Below are 16,263 nucleotides of genomic sequence, written 5' to 3' on the forward strand. Positions count from 1 at the left end.
CCCTGCTCACCGGTTCTAGCCACAAAGCGCTCAATGTTGTGGCCTTCCATCACCGAGGCGTTGTCTGAATAGGCCACCACCGTGTGCTGAGGGCTTTGCTGGTGCGTGTGGCGGATCATGCCGAACAGGCTCTTGGGCTGGGCCACGCCATCGATGGTGAACTCGGCGTTGAAAATCTTGTGGCGGCAGTGCTCGCTGTTGGCCTGCGCGAACATCATCAACTCCACATCGGTGGGGTTGCGCTTCAGACCCGTGAAGGCAGTGACCAAATAATCGATTTCGTCCTCGGCCAGCGCCAGACCCCAAGCCTTGTTGGCATCCGCCAAAGCCGTCTTTCCCATTTCAGGGCCACCCCCTAACACATCCACATGCGCCATGGGTGCGGGCTCCAGGGCCGTGAACAAGGCCGCCGCCTCATCGCGGCTGGGCATGGCCGACTCGGTCATGCGGTCGTGCAACACGGTCGCCACCTGGCCCAGTTGCTCGGGCGAAAGCTTGGCAGTTCTGAGCAAGCCAGATTTCATGGTCAAACGGTATTCCGTCAGGCGCTCCACGCGGCGCAGCTCCAAGCCGCAGTTGTGCGCAATGTCGGTGGCCTTGGACGCCCAAGGCGAGACGGTGCCCAAGCGGGGGCTGACCACGATCACGGGGCCGTCAACAGGTCCGGCATAGGGCTGGCCGTAAGTCAGAAGTGCGGAAAGTGTCTGTTTTTGGGCCTCAGCCAAAGGCGTGGTCGTAGCGACCAGGTGGACAAAACGGGCCGAAATGCCCTGAATTTGCGGCGAAATGGCGGCTAATCGGGGCAAAAATTGGGCAATTCGAAATTCGCTGAGGGCGCTGGCGCCTTCAAAAGTCGTGATGTGCAGGGACACAGGGTGGCCTTGTAAAGGGACAGAAAACCGTCATTCCGGGGCCGCTGACTGGGGCTGGCCGGCAAAGGCGGTATTTTAGCGGGGGAAACCCTGATTTCTGTGCTCGATAGGCAGATCAAAGACAGATCATGATCACTTTTAAAAGGGACCGTCAGCACCACTTGGTCAATCCGGCCCAATCAAGCACTGAACGGTCTTTCAAATTGTAGGTCGGCGGCTTCAGCCCCGACATGGACCATTGCCCAATCCGAAAATGTCGGACCTGAAGGTGCCGACCTACAGCGGACCCTTGTACTGCTGCACGACGTTCTCTCTAAGCTCATCCCAGCACCGAAGTCGCCTCCATCTCACGCCGGATTTTGTAAGCATGGGTGTGGGTGTCCATGGCCACGTCGTCCCAGGTCAGGCTTTGGCCTTTGGACACGGAGCGCAGCACTTTGACGCCGTGCGCCAAGCCCAGCGGTACGCCGCCCATGCGTTTTGAGGTGGCGGCCGGGAGCAGCTTGCCCCAAACGGTGTAGCCGCCCTCGCCGTCCAGCATGTCGCCGGGCTTCAAGTCGCGTTTGGCGGTGGCGACCACGTCGGCGTTCCAGCCTGTGGCCACACCGGTGGGTTCGTTGCGCAGGGCAACACTCGCCACGCTCACGCCCACTTCCAGGCCAATCAAATGCCAGCGTTTGTAGAGGGTGAAGTAGCGGCCCGAGGGGTCGGTGTGGGCGTTGTATTCTTCAAAGCAATTCTTGATGTAGTCGGTCTCGGCCTCCACCGTGACCCACACGCCCATGCGGATGTCGTAGGGGATTTTTCGGCCGTCGGTTTCCAAACTGGAGATGACTTCGACCATGCCCTTGCGCTCGAGCACGCCGCCTTCCGAGACCGGGCGGGTGACATACGGGATGTCTTCCACGCTGGCTGGGGGGTAGAGCAAGCCGTTGCTGGGCACGCCCAAGCCGGTGGCGTTGGACACGGCGGTGCTTTCAATGGAGGGCTTGGAGCCATCCAGAAAGCTGTTGAACATTTTGGGGTTCAGGCCACCGCGTTCGGCTTGTTCGGGCGTGAGGCCGTAATAGCCCCACACGGTCTCGGGGGTGGATTCGCAAAAGTGCGGCAGCCATTTGTGCCCACGGCCTGCTGCCACCACCGGAAAGCCGCAGGTGCGGGCCCAATCGACCAGATCGCAAATCAGCGCAGGCTGGTCACCAAAGGCCAGCGAATACACCACGCCAGCCAATTGGGCGCGGGAGGCGAGCAAGGGGCCGCAAAAGGCGTCGGCCTCCACCGTGACGTTGACCACATGCTTGCGGTGGGCAAAGGCTTCCAGAATGTGGTCCACCGCGTGCAGGGGCGATCCGGTGCACTCGACGACCACGTCCACGGCGGGGTGGCGCACCAGGCTTTGCCAATCGTCGCCCACATGGGTGGTGCCGTGTTTGACCGCATCGTCGAGGCTCTTGGCCGTCAGACGCTCGGGGCTCCAGCCCACCCGGGCCAGGTTGGCGCGGGCGGCGTCGGGCGACAGGTCGGCAATGCCGACCAAGTGCACGCCGGGGGTGCGCGGGATTTGCGCCAGGTACATGGAGCCGAATTTGCCCGCACCGATCAGGCCGATGCGGATCGGGCGGTTTTCGGCAGCGCGTTGCAGGAGTTTGGCGTGCAGGTCCATGCGGCTTCTTTCAACTTTTCAAGGGAAGTCTGTAAAGCGCTTTCGGGCATGCCGTTTAACCAGGGCAAGTCCACCGGGTAGCTGTTGACCAGGCAGTCGTCGGGCAGGCAGCTGATGGGCGTGAAATCGCGGTGGGCGATGTATTCGGGGCGCTTGTGGCGGCCGATGTGGTTGGACACGGCGCACAGACTCAGGTAGACGCTCACCCGGTTCCAGGGCGAGAGGTTGCTGGTAGAAGCGTGCACCAGGCAGCTGTGAAACAAAATCATCGAGCCGGCGGGCCCGGTGGGGCTGACGATGCCGCCATCCTTGTCACCCGCGCGCTGCACCAGCTGGCGGATCAGGTCGTTGTCGACGGTCCACAACGGGTAGCTGGTGGTGGACAGGTCGTGTTTGGCCTCGACCACGCCTTTCTTGTGGCTGCCGGGGATGAACATGAGCGGGCCGTTGAAGGCGTTCACATCGTCCAGGAAAATTGCCACGTTCATGGCCCGTTCGGTGGGCATCAGATCGTCATTCAGCCAGGTGCCGTAGTCCTGGTGCCACTGCCACACGTCGCCTTCAAAGGCCATCTTGCCGTTGATCTTGAACTGGTGCATGTAGAGTTCTTCGCCAAACAGGTCTTGCACCGGCTCGATCATGCGGGGGTGGCGCGCCAGCTTGGCAAAGGGCTCGCTGTACAGGTGGGCGGCAAAGTTGGTGCGCACGGCATCGCTGCCTTTTTCGCGCACGTTGTAGGCCTCGCGGCGGCTGTACAGCTCGGGCACGGCATCGTTCAGGTTTTTGGTTTCTTCGGGCGTGAACAGGCCAGGGAAAAACAAATAACCGTCGCGGTCAAATTGTTCCAGTTGTTCGGGGGTCAGTTTCATAGGGGTGCTCCTTTTTTGCGGTGTTGAATTTGTTCGGAAAGTCGGGCGGTGAGTTGCACGCTGGCCTGGTGGGCGTGTTCTTGCACCAGGCGCACGGCCAAATCGGCGTCGTTTTTGGCAATCGCATGCGCAATGGCTTCGTGGTCGTCCCACACGGTTTGGCGCTGGTGAGATGACTGCAGCACCGCCCCCATCACGCGCTTGAGGTGGTGCCAATGCAGGTCAATGCTTTGCGCGATGAGTGGGTTGCCCGAGGCTTGGTAAATGGCGCGGTGAAAGGCCAAGTCGGCCTGGATCAGGGCCTGCACATCGCGCCCGCTTTCGGCCAGGCGCCCCTGGCGCAGCACGTCCGGATCCAGCCGGGCACCGCGCTCGGCCGCCAGCCGCACGGCCAACGCATCCAGGCTGCCGCGAACTTGGTAGACCTGGGCGATCCAACCCACATCGAGCTGCGTGACGCGCACGCCGCGGCCCGGCGCGTCTTCCACAAAGCCGTCTTTTTTCAGCAAGCGCAGGGCCTGCAGCACCGGCTGGCGGGACACGGCCAAGCGCTGGGCCAGGTCTTCCTGCGTCAGACGCTCGCCCGGCGGCAAGGTCCCTTCGCTGATGGCGTCAAGCAAACGGCCGTACACCTGTTCAACCAGGTCCGGGGCCGCAGTAAGTTGGAGAAGAGAGGAAGTCATGTCTGTATACAGAATACAAACAGACCGCTCGACGCAAAATTGGGGTTTACCCGGGGTTTTCTGAACAAGCGACGCCGATGGTTTTCAAGCACCGCCATGGCGTGTGCCAGGCCCCAATGGGATAATCGCTCCCCATGACCATCACCATCAAAAATGCCGACGACATCGCTGCGATGCGCGTAGCTGGCCGCCTGGCCTCGGAAGTTCTGGACTTCATCACCCCCTATGTGAAGCCCGGCGTCACCACCAACGAACTCGACAAGCTCTGCCACGACTACATCGTCGATGTGCAGCGGGCCATTCCGGCCCCGCTGAACTACGCGCCCGGAGGCTACAAGCCCTATCCCAAGTCGATCTGCACCTCGGTCAACCACCAGGTGTGCCACGGCATCCCGAACGACAAGCCGCTCAAAAAAGGCGACTCGGTGAACATCGACATCACCGTGATCAAGGACGGCTGGCATGGCGACACCAGCCGCATGTTCCATGTCGGCGAAGCCTCGATTGCCGCCAAGCGCCTGGCCTCGCTGACCTACGACGCCATGTGGAAAGGCATTGAGCAGGTCAAACCCGGCGCGCACTTGGGCGACATCGGCCATGCCATCCAGAAGTTTGCCGAAGGGCATGGTTTTTCGGTGGTGCGCGAGTTTTGCGGCCACGGCATTGGCCGCGTGTTCCACGAAGAGCCGCAAGTCCTGCACTACGGCAAACCCGGCAGTTTGACCGAGTTGGTTCCCGGCATGGTCTTCACCATCGAGCCCATGATCAACGCGGGCAAGCGCGACATCAAAGAAATGGGCGACGGCTGGACCATCGTGACCAAAGACCATTCGCTGTCGGCCCAGTGGGAGCACACGGTGCTGGTCACCGAAACCGGCTACGAAGTTCTCACCGTCTCAGTTGGCACCCCCGCCGTGCCCGCTTTTGTGACCGCCCCAGCCACGGCCTGACATGAGCGTCCAGGCCCCCATGCCAGATCTAGCCGAACCGGCCAATCTGCTAACGCTGCGCGAGACTTACAAGCGCGACAAGGCCGCCGTGCTGCAGGTCCTGGCCGACAGCGGCTCGGCCGTGCGGGGCCTCAAACAAACGCTCAAGCAACTGGCCATCCTGGCCGATGGCCTGCTGATCCAGCTGTGGCAAAACGCAGGTTTCGCCCCCGAGCTGACGCTGGTGGCGGTGGGCGGTTTTGGCCGCGCCGAGCTGTTCCCGCACTCGGATGTGGATGTGCTGGTTTTGCTGCCCGCGGGCCAAACCCCGGAGGGTGACCCCGCGCTGCAGGGGCAGCTTGAGCGCTTCATTGGCAGCTGCTGGGACACCGGCCTGGAAATTGGCTCCAGCGTGCGCAGCCTGGACGAGTGCCTGGCCGAATCGGCCAAGGACATCACAGTGCAGACCTCGTTGCTGGAGTCGCGCCGGGTCACGGGCAACACCAAACTGTTCACCGAATTCCAAAAGCAATTTCAGGCGGCCCTGGACCCGCAGGCCTTTTTGGTGGCCAAGACCCTGGAAATGAACCAGCGCCACACCAAATTTGACAACACCCCTTACGCCCTGGAGCCCAACTGCAAAGAGTCGCCAGGCGGCTTGCGCGACCTGCAGATGATTTTGTGGGTGGCCCGCGCCGCAGGCCTGGGCCACAGCTGGGACGAGCTGGCACGCAAGGGACTGGCCACGACGCTGGAGGCCAGGCAAATCAAGCGCAACGAAGCCCTGCTGGGATTGGTCCGAGCCCGATTGCACCTGCAAGCCAAAAGGCGTGAAGACCGCTTGGTGTTTGACCTTCAAACCAATGTGGCCGAGACCTTTGGCTACGCCTCAGACATCACGCCCGAAGGGCGGCTGGCCTTGCGCGCCAGCGAAAAATTGATGCGCCAATACTATTGGGCCGCCAAAGCCGTGACGCAGCTCAACCAGATCTTGCTGCTCAACATCGAAGACCGCCTCAAAACCGAGCGTGGCCAGAGCATCGACCCTTTTCGCCCCCTGAACGAGCGCTTTTTTGAAAAAGCCGGGCTGATCGAAGTGGCCAGTGACGACCTGTACCAAAAGCACCCGCACGCCATCCTCGAAACTTTTTTGCTTTACCAGGCCACGCCGGGGCTCAAAGGCCTGTCGGCACGCACGCTGCGCGCGCTGTACAACGTGCGCGCCATCATGAATGGGCGTTTTCGCGCCGACCCGGTGAACCGGCAGACGTTTTTGCTGATCCTGCAGCAGCCCCAGGGCATCACCCATGCGATGCGCCTGATGAACGAAACCTCGGTGCTCGGGCGCTACCTCTGGGTGTTCCGGCGCATCGTGGGCCAGATGCAACACGACCTGTTCCATGCCTACACGGTGGACCAGCACATCCTGATGGTGCTGCGCAATGTGCGGCGCTTTTTCATGGCCGAACACGCCCACGAATACCCCTTTTGCTCGCAACTGGCCAGTGGCTGGGACAAGCCGTGGATCTTGTACGCTGCCGCCTTGTTCCACGACATCGCCAAAGGCCGGGGTGGCGACCACTCGCAACTGGGCTGCACCGAGGTGCGCACCTTCTGCCGCCAGCACCAGGTGGGCAAGGAGGACGGGCAGCTGATCGAATTCCTGGTCAGTGAACACCTGACCATGAGCCGCGTGGCACAAAAAGAAGACCTGGGCAACCCCGAAGTCATCGCACGTTTTGCCAAGCGCGTGGGCAACGAGCGCCGTTTGACAGCCCTTTACCTGCTCACCGTGGCCGATATCCGGGGCACCAGCCCCAAGGTCTGGAATGCCTGGAAAGCCAAGCTGCTGGAAGACCTGTACAAAGCGTGCTTGCGCGTGCTGGGCGGTCGCGCCCCCGATGCCACTGCCGAGGTGGAAGCGCGCAAACGCGAGGCCCTGATCGAGCTGGCCCGCCAGGCCGAGCCTCACGAAGGACACAAGGCGCTTTGGGACACGCTGGACCTGAGCTATTTCATGCGCCACGATGCGTCCGACATCGCCTGGCATGCGCGCCAACTCTCGCGCCATGTGGCCTTGCACGCGCCAGAGCAGTCACGCACCATCGTGCGCGCCAGGCACTCCCCGGTCGGTGAAGGTTTACAGGTGTTGGTTTACACGCGCGACCAAGCGGATTTGTTCGCCCGCATTTGCGGACATTTTGACCAAGCAGGCTTCAGCATCCTGGACGCCAAAATTCACACCACCCGCACCGGCTGGGCGCTGGACACCTTCCAAATCGTCACGCCCATGCTGCCCGAGCATTACCGCGAGCTGATGAGCATGGTCGAGTCGGGCCTGACACAGACCCTGGACCAGCACGGCCCCCTGCCCTCGCCGTCTCGCGGCCGGGTGTCGCGCCGCGTCAAGAGTTTTCCGGTCACGCCCCGGGTGACGTTGAATCCGGACGAGCAAGGCCAAAAATGGTTGCTCAGCATCTCGGCCAGCGACCGCATCGGTTTGCTCTACAGCGTTGCCCGTGTGCTGGCCCAGCACGGCATCCACCTGCACCTGGCCAAGATCAGTACTTTGGGCGAACGGGTCGAAGACAACTTCCTCATCAGCGGCCCGGCCTTGCAGCACAACCGTGCACAAATCGAGATCGAAACCGAGTTGCTGCATGCCTTGCAACCGGTCTGAGGCCCGATCTTTTTTGACGACCCCACCTTCTCTGCTTTAAGTTTTGGGCTCAGGGCTCAGGGCTTCCAGCAAAGCCGAATGGAAAAGCGCCGCGGCTTCATATTGCACCCAATGACCGGCACCCGGCACGACATGCCAGCTGCCCCATCGACTGGCCATCAGGGGCAAGGCTGCCGCCAGCTCTGACAAGCGGCCCCGGTACAGGGCGTCATGTTCGCCAAATATGGCACTGACCCTCGCTGTCACCTGCGGCAAAATCCGCGCCACGATGTCGGTAGAAGACAAGCGCCGGCGGGGCATGCGGTCGCGCTTTACATTGGCGATGTGCAAACGCAGCGCCAGCTCGTCCAACGCCTGGGGGGCCTGCAACATCAGGGCCAAAAGGTTGTGGCGGTGAACCGCCTCTTGCGCCAGGGCGCTTTGCAGGTGCCGCCAACCCTTCAAAGGCGTGCGATCGGGCGCCGCCAGGCCCATGCCTGGTGCGCCCACCAGCACCAGTTGCACTGCATCCTGAGGGTGCTCGGCCAACCACAAGGCCCCGGCCATGCCGCCAAATGAAAAACCCGCCACGCTCACTGGCCCGGCGCAAAGTCCAGCGCCTTGCAATTGGTGCAAGCCTGCATGCAAATGCGCGGGCAAGTCGTTCACATCGGTGCAGCCCGCAGGCAAGTCAGAGTCGCCAAAGCCCGGCAAATCGGGCACCAGCACGCGCCAACCCGCATCGCGCAGCGGTGCAATGGACAGCACCCAATGCGTCCAGCTGCCACTGCCGCCATGCAGCAAGACCAGCGTTGGCAGAGCGACAGCCCCCCACGCGTGCCAAACCATTCGGGCCGATTGGCAAGAGGTCTCGTGGCGCTCGGCCCCGGCCAAAGACAGGGCCAGTTCGGCGGGCAGAAAATCAGGCAAAACGGCGGCAGACAGGGGTTGGGATGGCATACAGAACTGGGCGAAGGTGAACATTAACGGGCTGGGATGCAGACCCAAGCGGGCATCAAAAAGGGGGGCAGACAGCCCTGACGATTCAGCCAGGCACCTCGGGCTTGGGGTGCTGCAAACGCCAGACCTTGTAAGCCGCTGCGGTGGCCACAGCGCTGGTCACCATGCTGGCCACAAACACACTTTGCAAACCCCAACGCTCACTGAGCAAACCGCCCATCAAAGCCCCGATCACGCCAGGAAAACCATAGGCCATCACGGTATACAAAGCCTGGCCACGTCCGCGCATGCGGCCCGGAAAATGGTGCGAAATCAGGGCGATGCACACCGTGTGGTGCGTTGCAAAGGTGATGGCATGCAGGGTTTGCGCCAACAACAAAACCCACAGCACATCGGCCCAGGTGGCGGTCATGCCCATGCGCAGCAGCATCACCGCCGAGCAAGCCACCAGCCAGCCGGTCAAGGGCACGCGCGGCAGCCACCTGGACTGATTGAAAAACCACAACACTTCGACCGCCACCGACAGCGCCCACAGCACGCCGATCATGGTTTTGCTGTAACCCAAAGAGTCCAGGTACAGCGAGAAGAAAACGTAGATGCCGATATGCGAGAGCACATGGAAGAAAGTAGACGCAAAAAACCACTGCACCGCCTTTTGCTTGAGCACGGGCATGACCGACACATGATCGCGCACCGGGTGGGCGGTCTCCTTGATGTCGGGCATCCACCACACGCTCAGCAGCACCGCGCCCAGGCTGAACACGGTCCAACCGGGAAAGTGCTTCATCCCGAAAGCCTCGAACCAGGCCCCGGCCACAAACACCGTGACCAAAAAACCCATGGAACCCCACAGCCGCACCCGGCCATAGCGCTTGGAGTCAAACGCGCCGTTTTGGCTGACCAGGTGCGCCATCGCCGCCTCGCTCATGGGCATCATGGCACTGGTGTGGGTGAACATCAGCAGCAAAACCAGACCCAAGCCGACGGGCCCCCAATCCCAAAACAGCAAGCAGGACGTGGCAAACGCCACCCCCGCCCCGATGCGCAGCAGCTTGACCCGCTCACCCGTGCGGTCGCTGATGGCACCCCAGGCATAGGGCGCAAACAAGCGGGTGGTGGCTTGCACCGCCGTGAGTACACTGATGGTGAGCAAGCTCAGGCCCATGTCCTGCAACCACAGCGGCAAATAGGGGTTAAAAAACCCGATGTGCGCGAAGTAACTGGCCGACAAGGCGGCAAAAGGCATGAGCTGACGGCGTTGCGTCATGCCTCAAGGCTTGGCTGCAGCGATGGGCGGCAAGTCGTGCGCCACATCACCGCACTGGGCGCGGTGCTGCAAGGCATGCTCCATGACCACCAGGGCCAACATGGCCTCGGCTATGGGCGTGGCACGGATGCCCACACAAGGGTCGTGGCGGCCTTTGGTCATCACTTCCGTGGGCAGACCCATCGCGTCAATCGAGTCGCGGGCAATCAGGATGGAGCTGGTGGGTTTCACGGCAATCGACACCTCGATGTCTTGCCCGGTGCTGATGCCGCCCAGCACGCCGCCTGCGTTGTTGCCCACAAAGCCCCCGGGCGTGAGCGTGTCGCCCGCCGTGCTGCCCTTTTGTGTCACGCAGCCAAAGCCTGCGCCAATTTCCACGCCCTTGACGGCGTTGATGCCCATCATGGCGTAGGCAATGTCGGCGTCGATCTTGTCAAACAGCGGCTGGCCCAAGCCCACGGGCACGCCACGGGCCACCACGCGCAATCGCGCACCACACGAATCGCCCGACTTGCGCAGCGCACTCATGTAAACCTCCAAGGCCGAGACATCGGCCACTGGGGCAAAAAACGGGTTGTTCGGCACATGGTCCCAACTCTCAAAACCAATCGGCAGCTCACCGATCTGCGTCATGCAACCCACGAAGGTGGTGCCCCACTTTTCTTTCAGCCACTTCTTGGACACCGCCCCCGCCGCCACCATAGGGGCTGTCAGGCGCGCCGACGAGCGGCCACCGCCCCGTGGGTCGCGCAGGCCATATTTGCGCCAATAGGTGTAGTCGGCATGCCCAGGGCGGAAGGTCTGCAGGATGTCGCCATAGTCCTTGCTGCGCTGATCGGTGTTGTTGATCAGCAGGCAAATCGGGGTGCCAGTGGTCAGGCCCTGGTACACGCCCGACAGGATTTGCACCGCGTCGGGCTCGTTGCGCTGGGTGACGAATTTGCTGGTGCCAGGGCGGCGTCGGTCCAGGTCGGGCTGGATGTCGGCCTCTGAGAGCGGCATGCCCGGGGGGCAGCCGTCGATCACGCAGCCAATGGCTGGGCCGTGGGATTCACCAAAGTTGGTGACCGAGAAAAGTTGTCCGAAGGTATTGCCGCTCATAGATGGGCATTATCCCAGAGCGGGCCCACGCATTGGCTGTGCAGGCTTTTACGGGGACTGGATGGCCAGCTGATTGACGCTTGCCCAGCATAGCGGGCATGGTCATCACGTACGGTTAGGTAAGGGTTATCGCACTGTGTTGAGGCGGATCCATCACCCCATGCTCAATATGTCGGGGTTGCTGAGCGAATCAGGTGGGGGCCGTGTTGCTTTCTTGATCGGGCCAGTCGCGGATGTAGGCTTTGAGCATCTTGTTCTCAAAGTCCTGGCTGTCCACCACGGCTTTGGCCACATCGTAAAAGCTGATCACGCCCATCAAGGTCGGCCCATCCATGATGGGCATGTAGCGGGCGTGGCGCTCGAGCATGATGCGGCGGACCTCGTCCAAATCGGTGTCACTGCTGCAAGTCATCGGCTGGGCGTCCATGGCCTCAAGCACCGCGGTCTGGCCCACTTGACCGCCATTTTTAACCACTTGCTGGATCACCTCGCGAAACGTCAGCATGCCCACCAGTTGTCCATGGGACATGACCACCAAAGAGCCGATGTCTTTTTCGGCCATGGCGTTGAGAGCGGAGGCCAACAGTTCATCGGGCTTGACCGTGAACAAGGTGCTGCCCTTGACGCGCAAAATATCATTGACTTTCATGGCATCTCTCCTGTGGTTTGTGTGTGACTGACGAAGATTCAATATAGCCCACAATGTGTGGCCTGCACAGCCTTTCGTCGACGCAGGCCTTTTCTTTTTTTCGGAGACAACCCATGGCTGGTTACAGTGATCCCGGTTTTGACACTTTGGCTTTGCATGCGGGGGCGGCCCCTGACCCGACCACGGGCGCTCGGGCAGTGCCCATCCACTTGACCACTTCTTTTGTGTTTGAGTCGAGCGACCAGGCCGCAGCCCTCTTCAACCTGGAGCGCCCAGGCCACGTTTACAGCCGCATCAGCAACCCCACCAACGCGGTGCTGGAGCAGCGCATCTCGGCGCTAGAAGGCGGCATTGGCGCCATCACCACCGCCAGCGGGCAAGCGGCTTTGCACTTGGCCATCGCCACCCTCATGGGTGCGGGCTCGCACATCGTGGCCTCGTCGGCTTTGTATGGCGGCTCCCACAACCTGCTGCACTACACCCTGAGCCGCTTCGGCATCCGCACCACCTTCGTCAAACCCGGCGACCTGGACGCCTGGCGCGCCGCCGTGCAGCCCGACACCAAACTCTTTTTTGGCGAAACCGTGGGCAACCCCGGCATGGACGTGCTGGACATCGAAACGGTCAGCGCCATCGCGCACGAGGCTGGCGTTCCGCTTTTGGTGGACTCCACCCTGACCTCGCCCTGGCTGATCAAGCCTTTTGACCACGGGGCCGATCTGGTTTACCACTCAGCCACCAAGTTCTTGTCGGGCCACGGCACGGTGGTGGGCGGCGTGGTGGTCGATGGCGGCAGCTTTGACTGGGACAAATCGGGCAAATTTGCCGAACTGAGCCAAGCCTACGAAGGCTTTCACAACATGGTCTTCAGCGAAGAAAGCACTGTGGGCGCCTTTTTGCTGCGCGCCCGGCGCGAAGGCCTGCGCGACTTCGGCGCCTGCATGAGCCCGCACACCGCTTGGCTGATCTTGCAAGGCATCGAGACCCTGCCCCTGCGCATGGCCCGCCATGTGGAAAACACCGCCAAAGTGGTCGAATTTTTGGCCGCGCACCCGCTGGTCAGCCGCGTGGGCCACCCGATGCTGGAAAGCCACCCCTCACACGCGCTGGCGCATAAACTCTTGCCACGTGGAGCCGGCTCGGTGTTCAGCTTCGACATCAAGGGCTCACGCGCCCAAGGGCAAAAGTTCATCGAAACCCTGAAAGTGTTCAGCCACCTGGCCAACGTGGGCGACTGCCGCAGCCTGGTGATCCACCCGGCCAGCACCACGCATTTCCGAATGAGCGATGAGGCGCTGGTCACCAGCGGCATTGGCCCCGGCACGATCCGGCTGTCGATTGGCCTGGAAGACCCGGCCGATTTGATTGACGATCTGAAAAAAGCGCTCAAAGCCGCTGAAAAGGCTTGATCCATGAAAATTCGCGCCTACCAAACCTCTGACGAAGCCGCCGTGGTGGCTTTGTGGCAAAGCTGTGATCTGACCCGACCTTGGAACGACCCTTACAAAGACATAGCCCGCAAACTGCAAGTTCGCCCAGACCTGTTTTTGGTGGGTGATGTACATGGCCGCTTGATGGCCAGTGCCATGTTTGGCTACGAAGGCCATCGCGGTTGGGTCAATTACCTGGCCGTCTCGCCTGACCACCAGCGCCAAGGCCATGCCAAAACATTGATGCAGCACGGCGAAGCGCTGCTGCTTGCCTCGGGCTGCCCCAAACTGAGCTTGCTGGTTAGAGCTGGCAACACCTCGGTGGTGTCTTTCTACCAAGCTCTGGGCTACCAAGAAGACGTGGTGGTTTGCCTGGGCAAACGGCTGATCCCAGACCATTGAGAACCGATAACCGCTATGCACATCACATTGCCTCTTCACCGCCTTTACGCCTACACCGGCGGCAAAGAATTCAACCCCGCCCAGCCCACGGCCGTGTTCATCCACGGCGTGCTCAACGACCACAGCGTCTGGATTTTGCAAACCCGTTACATGGCGCACCACGGCTGGAACGTGCTGGCGATTGACCTGCCGGGCCACTGCAAAAGCGAAGGCACACCGCCGCCAAGCGTGGAAGAAGCGACCGACACCGTCATCGCCCTGCTCGATGCGATGAAGATCGACAAAGCCGCGCTGATCGGCCACAGCTTTGGCTCGCTGATCGCGCTCGAAGCCACCGCCCGTGACGCGGCATCGCACCCGGGGCGAGTGAGCCATCTGGTGATGGTCGGCACCGCCTACCCCATGCGCGTGTCGCCTGCCTTGCTCGACCTGTCGGTCAGCGCCCCGTTCAAGGCGATCGACATGGTCAACAGCTTTTCGCATTCCACGCTGGCCCCACCGCCTTCAGCCTTGGGCCCTGGCACCTGGCTGTATGGCGGCAGCAAAGCGCTGATGCGCCGCGTGCTGGCCAGCAACACACAGGTCAATGTCTTCCATACCGGCTTCAAGGCTTGTGACGATTACCGAGGCGCTGAAGCCGCCATGCCCAAAGTCACTTGCCTCGTCCTGTTTGTGTTGGGCAGCGCCGACCAGATGACGCCACCCAAGGCCGCACAAAGCCTGATTGACCTTTGCCCAAAGCCCAAAGTGGTGAAGCTGCCCGCAGGCCATTCGCTCATGACCGAAGCACCCGAGGGCGTATTGCAGGCCCTCAAGGATTTCTTGAAACCGTGAGCTGAACAGCCATTCGCGCACAGGGGTGCGCACCTACAACATGAACACATTGACCGCCCACATCACCCCACCCTTGTCGGCCGAGAGGGCCAAGCACATCGCCCAATCGCTGGACCTGCGGGCTTTGCCGCGCGACTTTCTGGACAACCCGTATCCGGTCTATGCCGCGTTGCGCGAGGCCGAGCCCTTCAAACGCATGCCCGATGGGTCGTATTTCCTCACGCGCCATGCCGATTTGGTGGCGGTGTACCGTGACGCCAAGGTCTTCAGCTCCGACAAACAAGTCGAGTTCGGCCCCAAATACAACCACGCCCCGTTCAACCAGCCACCCTACGCCACAGCCAGTGGTGTGGCCCCGCTGTTCGAGCACCACACGAACAGCCTGGTCTTCAATGACCCACCGCTGCACACCCGGGTGCGCCGCCTGATCATGGGGGCGCTGACGCGCCGCGCCATTGAAGCCATGGAGCCGGGTTTGGTGCTGCTGGTGGACAGCCTGCTCGACAAGATCGAGGCGAAGGGCGGTGGCGACCTGATCGAGGACTTCGCCTCGGCCATTCCGGTCGAGATCATCGGCAACCTGTTGGGTGTGCCGCACGCCGAGCGCGAGCCCCTGCGTGCTTGGTCGCTGGCCATTTTGGGCGCGCTGGAGCCTGCCCTGAGCCCTGAGCAAGAAGCGCTGGGCAACCGCAGCGTCACCGAATTTCTGGCCTATCTGCGCGAGTTGGTGGCGGAACGCCGCCAACACCCGGGCGACCCGGAGCACGACGTGCTGACGCGGCTGATCCAGGGCGAGAAAGATAGCGAACAGGGTGGCGACGCCCTGAGCGAAGTCGAGCTGTTGCAGAACTGCATTTTTTTGCTCAACGCCGGGCATGAGACCACCACCAACCTGATCGGCAACGCCCTCATCAGCTTGCAAGAATGGCCCGAGCAGCGTGAGCAACTGAAAGCAGACCTGAAGCAAGCGGCCAACGACGAAGAACGTGATCGGATCATGGGGCTCGCAGTAGACGAGTTTTTGCGCTTTGAATCGTCCAACCAACTGAGCAACCGCCGCGCCTTGCAGGCCACACAGGTCAACGGTGTCGAACTGCCCGCAGGCGCGTTACTCACGCTGTGCATCGGCGCAGCCAACCGCGACCCGGCGGTGTACCAAGACCCCGAACAACTAGACCTGCGCCGCACCGGCAACAAACACCTGGCCTTTGGCTTTGGCGTACACCAGTGCGCGGGCCTGAGCCTGGCGCGCTTGGAAGGCCGCGTGGCCATCGGCCGCTTTTTGCAACGCTTTCCCGATTTCCAGCTCACCCAAGCGCCCCAGCGCGGCGGGCGGGCCCGGTTTCGAGGCTTTTTACACGCCACTTTTTCGACCCTTTAAACGCCAGAAGACGAACCTTCAAGCTGCACTGCAGGCAGCAAGGACGCCAGCCGAACTTGGTCCAAACCGGTTTGCAGCCACAGCGGGTCGGCTGCCGAGGCCCGCAGCACCAGCAAGCGGTTGGCCAGAGGGGCCACAAGGGCCTGGGCCGGGTCGATCAGCAAAACCTGCCTTGCTTGGGCCTGGTCGTTTTGCTCAGTCAGACGGCCGACCCAATCGAGCGCATGCAAAACGGTCAACACTTGCTGCAACTCGCCCAGCTCCACCCGCAAGCGGGCGGCCAAAGCCCCGGCACTCCAGCCCCGCTGCTGCGTCAACTTGGCGGCATTGAGCTCAGCCAAGACCTCCAGGGCCAACCTGAACGACCAGCCCGCGCCTTCGGGTTTGCGCCAATGCTCACGCCCCAGCTCTGGCAAGCTGGACGCCAGCACCGCCCCCAGCAAGACCAACAGCCAGGTCACATAAATCCAGACCAGTAAAATCGGTACCGCAGCAAAGGCCCCGTAGACCAGTGAATAGGTGGGCACTTCCAGCAGATAAAAGGCCATGCCTTTTTTGGCCAAC

At 61.8% G+C, this 16,263-nt stretch carries 14 protein-coding genes and 1 pseudogene; 6 read left to right on the forward strand and 9 right to left on the reverse strand.

Features of this window, described 5'->3' with window-relative positions; genetic code table 11:
- From Q0O99_RS16730 to Q0O99_RS16745, 4 genes and pseudogenes are all read right to left on the reverse strand, one after another.
- Positions 1 to 872: pseudogene (locus Q0O99_RS16730) on the reverse strand (phosphoribosylformylglycinamidine synthase); the annotation flags it as partial.
- Positions 873 to 1,191: 319 nt separating this feature from the next.
- On the reverse strand, positions 1,192 to 2,535 hold the full coding sequence (locus Q0O99_RS16735; protein WP_293753108.1) for a Gfo/Idh/MocA family oxidoreductase: 1,344 nt from the start codon (positions 2,533 to 2,535) through the stop codon (positions 1,192 to 1,194).
- Entirely contained in the window at positions 2,472 to 3,404 is a 933-nt protein-coding gene (locus Q0O99_RS16740; protein WP_293753109.1) for a phytanoyl-CoA dioxygenase family protein, read from the reverse strand. The genes Q0O99_RS16735 and Q0O99_RS16740 overlap by 64 nt, the downstream gene beginning before the upstream one ends.
- Positions 3,401 to 4,087 (reverse strand): GntR family transcriptional regulator, encoded by a 687-nt coding sequence (locus Q0O99_RS16745; protein WP_293753110.1) that lies wholly within the window; start codon positions 4,085 to 4,087, stop codon positions 3,401 to 3,403. The genes Q0O99_RS16740 and Q0O99_RS16745 overlap by 4 nt, the downstream gene beginning before the upstream one ends.
- Before the next feature lie 134 nt (positions 4,088 to 4,221).
- On the opposite strand from Q0O99_RS16745, the gene map reads away from it, so the two are divergent.
- Positions 4,222 to 5,037: a type I methionyl aminopeptidase gene (map, locus tag Q0O99_RS16750; protein WP_293753111.1), complete on the forward strand. Its 816-nt coding sequence runs from the start codon at positions 4,222 to 4,224 to the stop codon at positions 5,035 to 5,037.
- A 1-nt stretch (position 5,038) separates the two neighbouring features.
- Complete coding sequence (locus Q0O99_RS16755) at positions 5,039 to 7,696, forward strand: [protein-PII] uridylyltransferase (protein ID WP_293753112.1); 2,658 nt, start codon at positions 5,039 to 5,041, stop codon at positions 7,694 to 7,696.
- A 36-nt stretch (positions 7,697 to 7,732) separates the two neighbouring features.
- On the opposite strand, the gene Q0O99_RS16760 is transcribed toward Q0O99_RS16755, so the two are convergent.
- The 4 genes from Q0O99_RS16760 to Q0O99_RS16775 form a co-directional block, all read right to left on the reverse strand.
- Positions 7,733 to 8,635 carry an alpha/beta hydrolase gene (locus tag Q0O99_RS16760; protein WP_293753113.1) on the reverse strand — a complete coding sequence of 301 codons (903 nt, stop codon included), beginning with the start codon at positions 8,633 to 8,635 and terminating at the stop codon, positions 7,733 to 7,735.
- Between the two features lie 85 nt (positions 8,636 to 8,720).
- The gene (locus Q0O99_RS16765) at positions 8,721 to 9,902 is read right to left on the reverse strand and encodes an MFS transporter (protein ID WP_293753114.1); all 1,182 of its coding nucleotides are present in this window, start codon (positions 9,900 to 9,902) and stop codon (positions 8,721 to 8,723) included.
- Positions 9,903 to 9,905: 3 nt separating this feature from the next.
- Positions 9,906 to 11,003: a chorismate synthase gene (gene aroC, locus Q0O99_RS16770; protein WP_293753115.1), complete on the reverse strand. Its 1,098-nt coding sequence runs from the start codon at positions 11,001 to 11,003 to the stop codon at positions 9,906 to 9,908.
- Positions 11,004 to 11,193: 190 nt separating this feature from the next.
- Positions 11,194 to 11,652 (reverse strand): CBS domain-containing protein, encoded by a 459-nt coding sequence (locus Q0O99_RS16775; protein WP_293753116.1) that lies wholly within the window; start codon positions 11,650 to 11,652, stop codon positions 11,194 to 11,196.
- A 113-nt stretch (positions 11,653 to 11,765) separates the two neighbouring features.
- Between Q0O99_RS16775 and Q0O99_RS16780 the strand changes: the two genes are divergently transcribed.
- Genes Q0O99_RS16780 through Q0O99_RS16795 form a run of 4 tightly spaced genes read left to right on the forward strand, consistent with a single transcriptional unit; the run spans position 11,766 to position 15,699 of the window.
- A complete protein-coding gene (locus tag Q0O99_RS16780) occupies positions 11,766 to 13,061 on the forward strand; it encodes an O-acetylhomoserine aminocarboxypropyltransferase (RefSeq protein ID WP_293753117.1) in 1,296 nt (431 codons plus the stop codon).
- A 3-nt stretch (positions 13,062 to 13,064) separates the two neighbouring features.
- Positions 13,065 to 13,484, forward strand: coding sequence for a GNAT family acetyltransferase (locus tag Q0O99_RS16785; protein WP_293753118.1), 420 nt, complete (start codon positions 13,065 to 13,067; stop codon positions 13,482 to 13,484).
- Positions 13,485 to 13,499: 15 nt separating this feature from the next.
- Positions 13,500 to 14,318 carry an alpha/beta hydrolase gene (locus Q0O99_RS16790; RefSeq protein ID WP_293753119.1) on the forward strand — a complete coding sequence of 273 codons (819 nt, stop codon included), beginning with the start codon at positions 13,500 to 13,502 and terminating at the stop codon, positions 14,316 to 14,318.
- A gap of 40 nt (positions 14,319 to 14,358) precedes the next feature.
- On the forward strand, positions 14,359 to 15,699 hold the full coding sequence (locus Q0O99_RS16795) for a cytochrome P450 (protein ID WP_293753120.1): 1,341 nt from the start codon (positions 14,359 to 14,361) through the stop codon (positions 15,697 to 15,699).
- On the opposite strand, the gene Q0O99_RS16800 is transcribed toward Q0O99_RS16795, so the two are convergent.
- Positions 15,696 to 16,263: YhjD/YihY/BrkB family envelope integrity protein (locus Q0O99_RS16800; protein ID WP_293753121.1), on the reverse strand; the 568-nt coding region annotated here is incomplete at its 5' end. The genes Q0O99_RS16795 and Q0O99_RS16800 overlap by 4 nt on opposite strands.

This window comes from Limnohabitans sp. Rim8 (genome assembly GCF_945901735.1).
In the GTDB taxonomy this organism is placed as follows: Bacteria; Pseudomonadota; Gammaproteobacteria; order Burkholderiales; family Burkholderiaceae_C; genus Limnohabitans_A.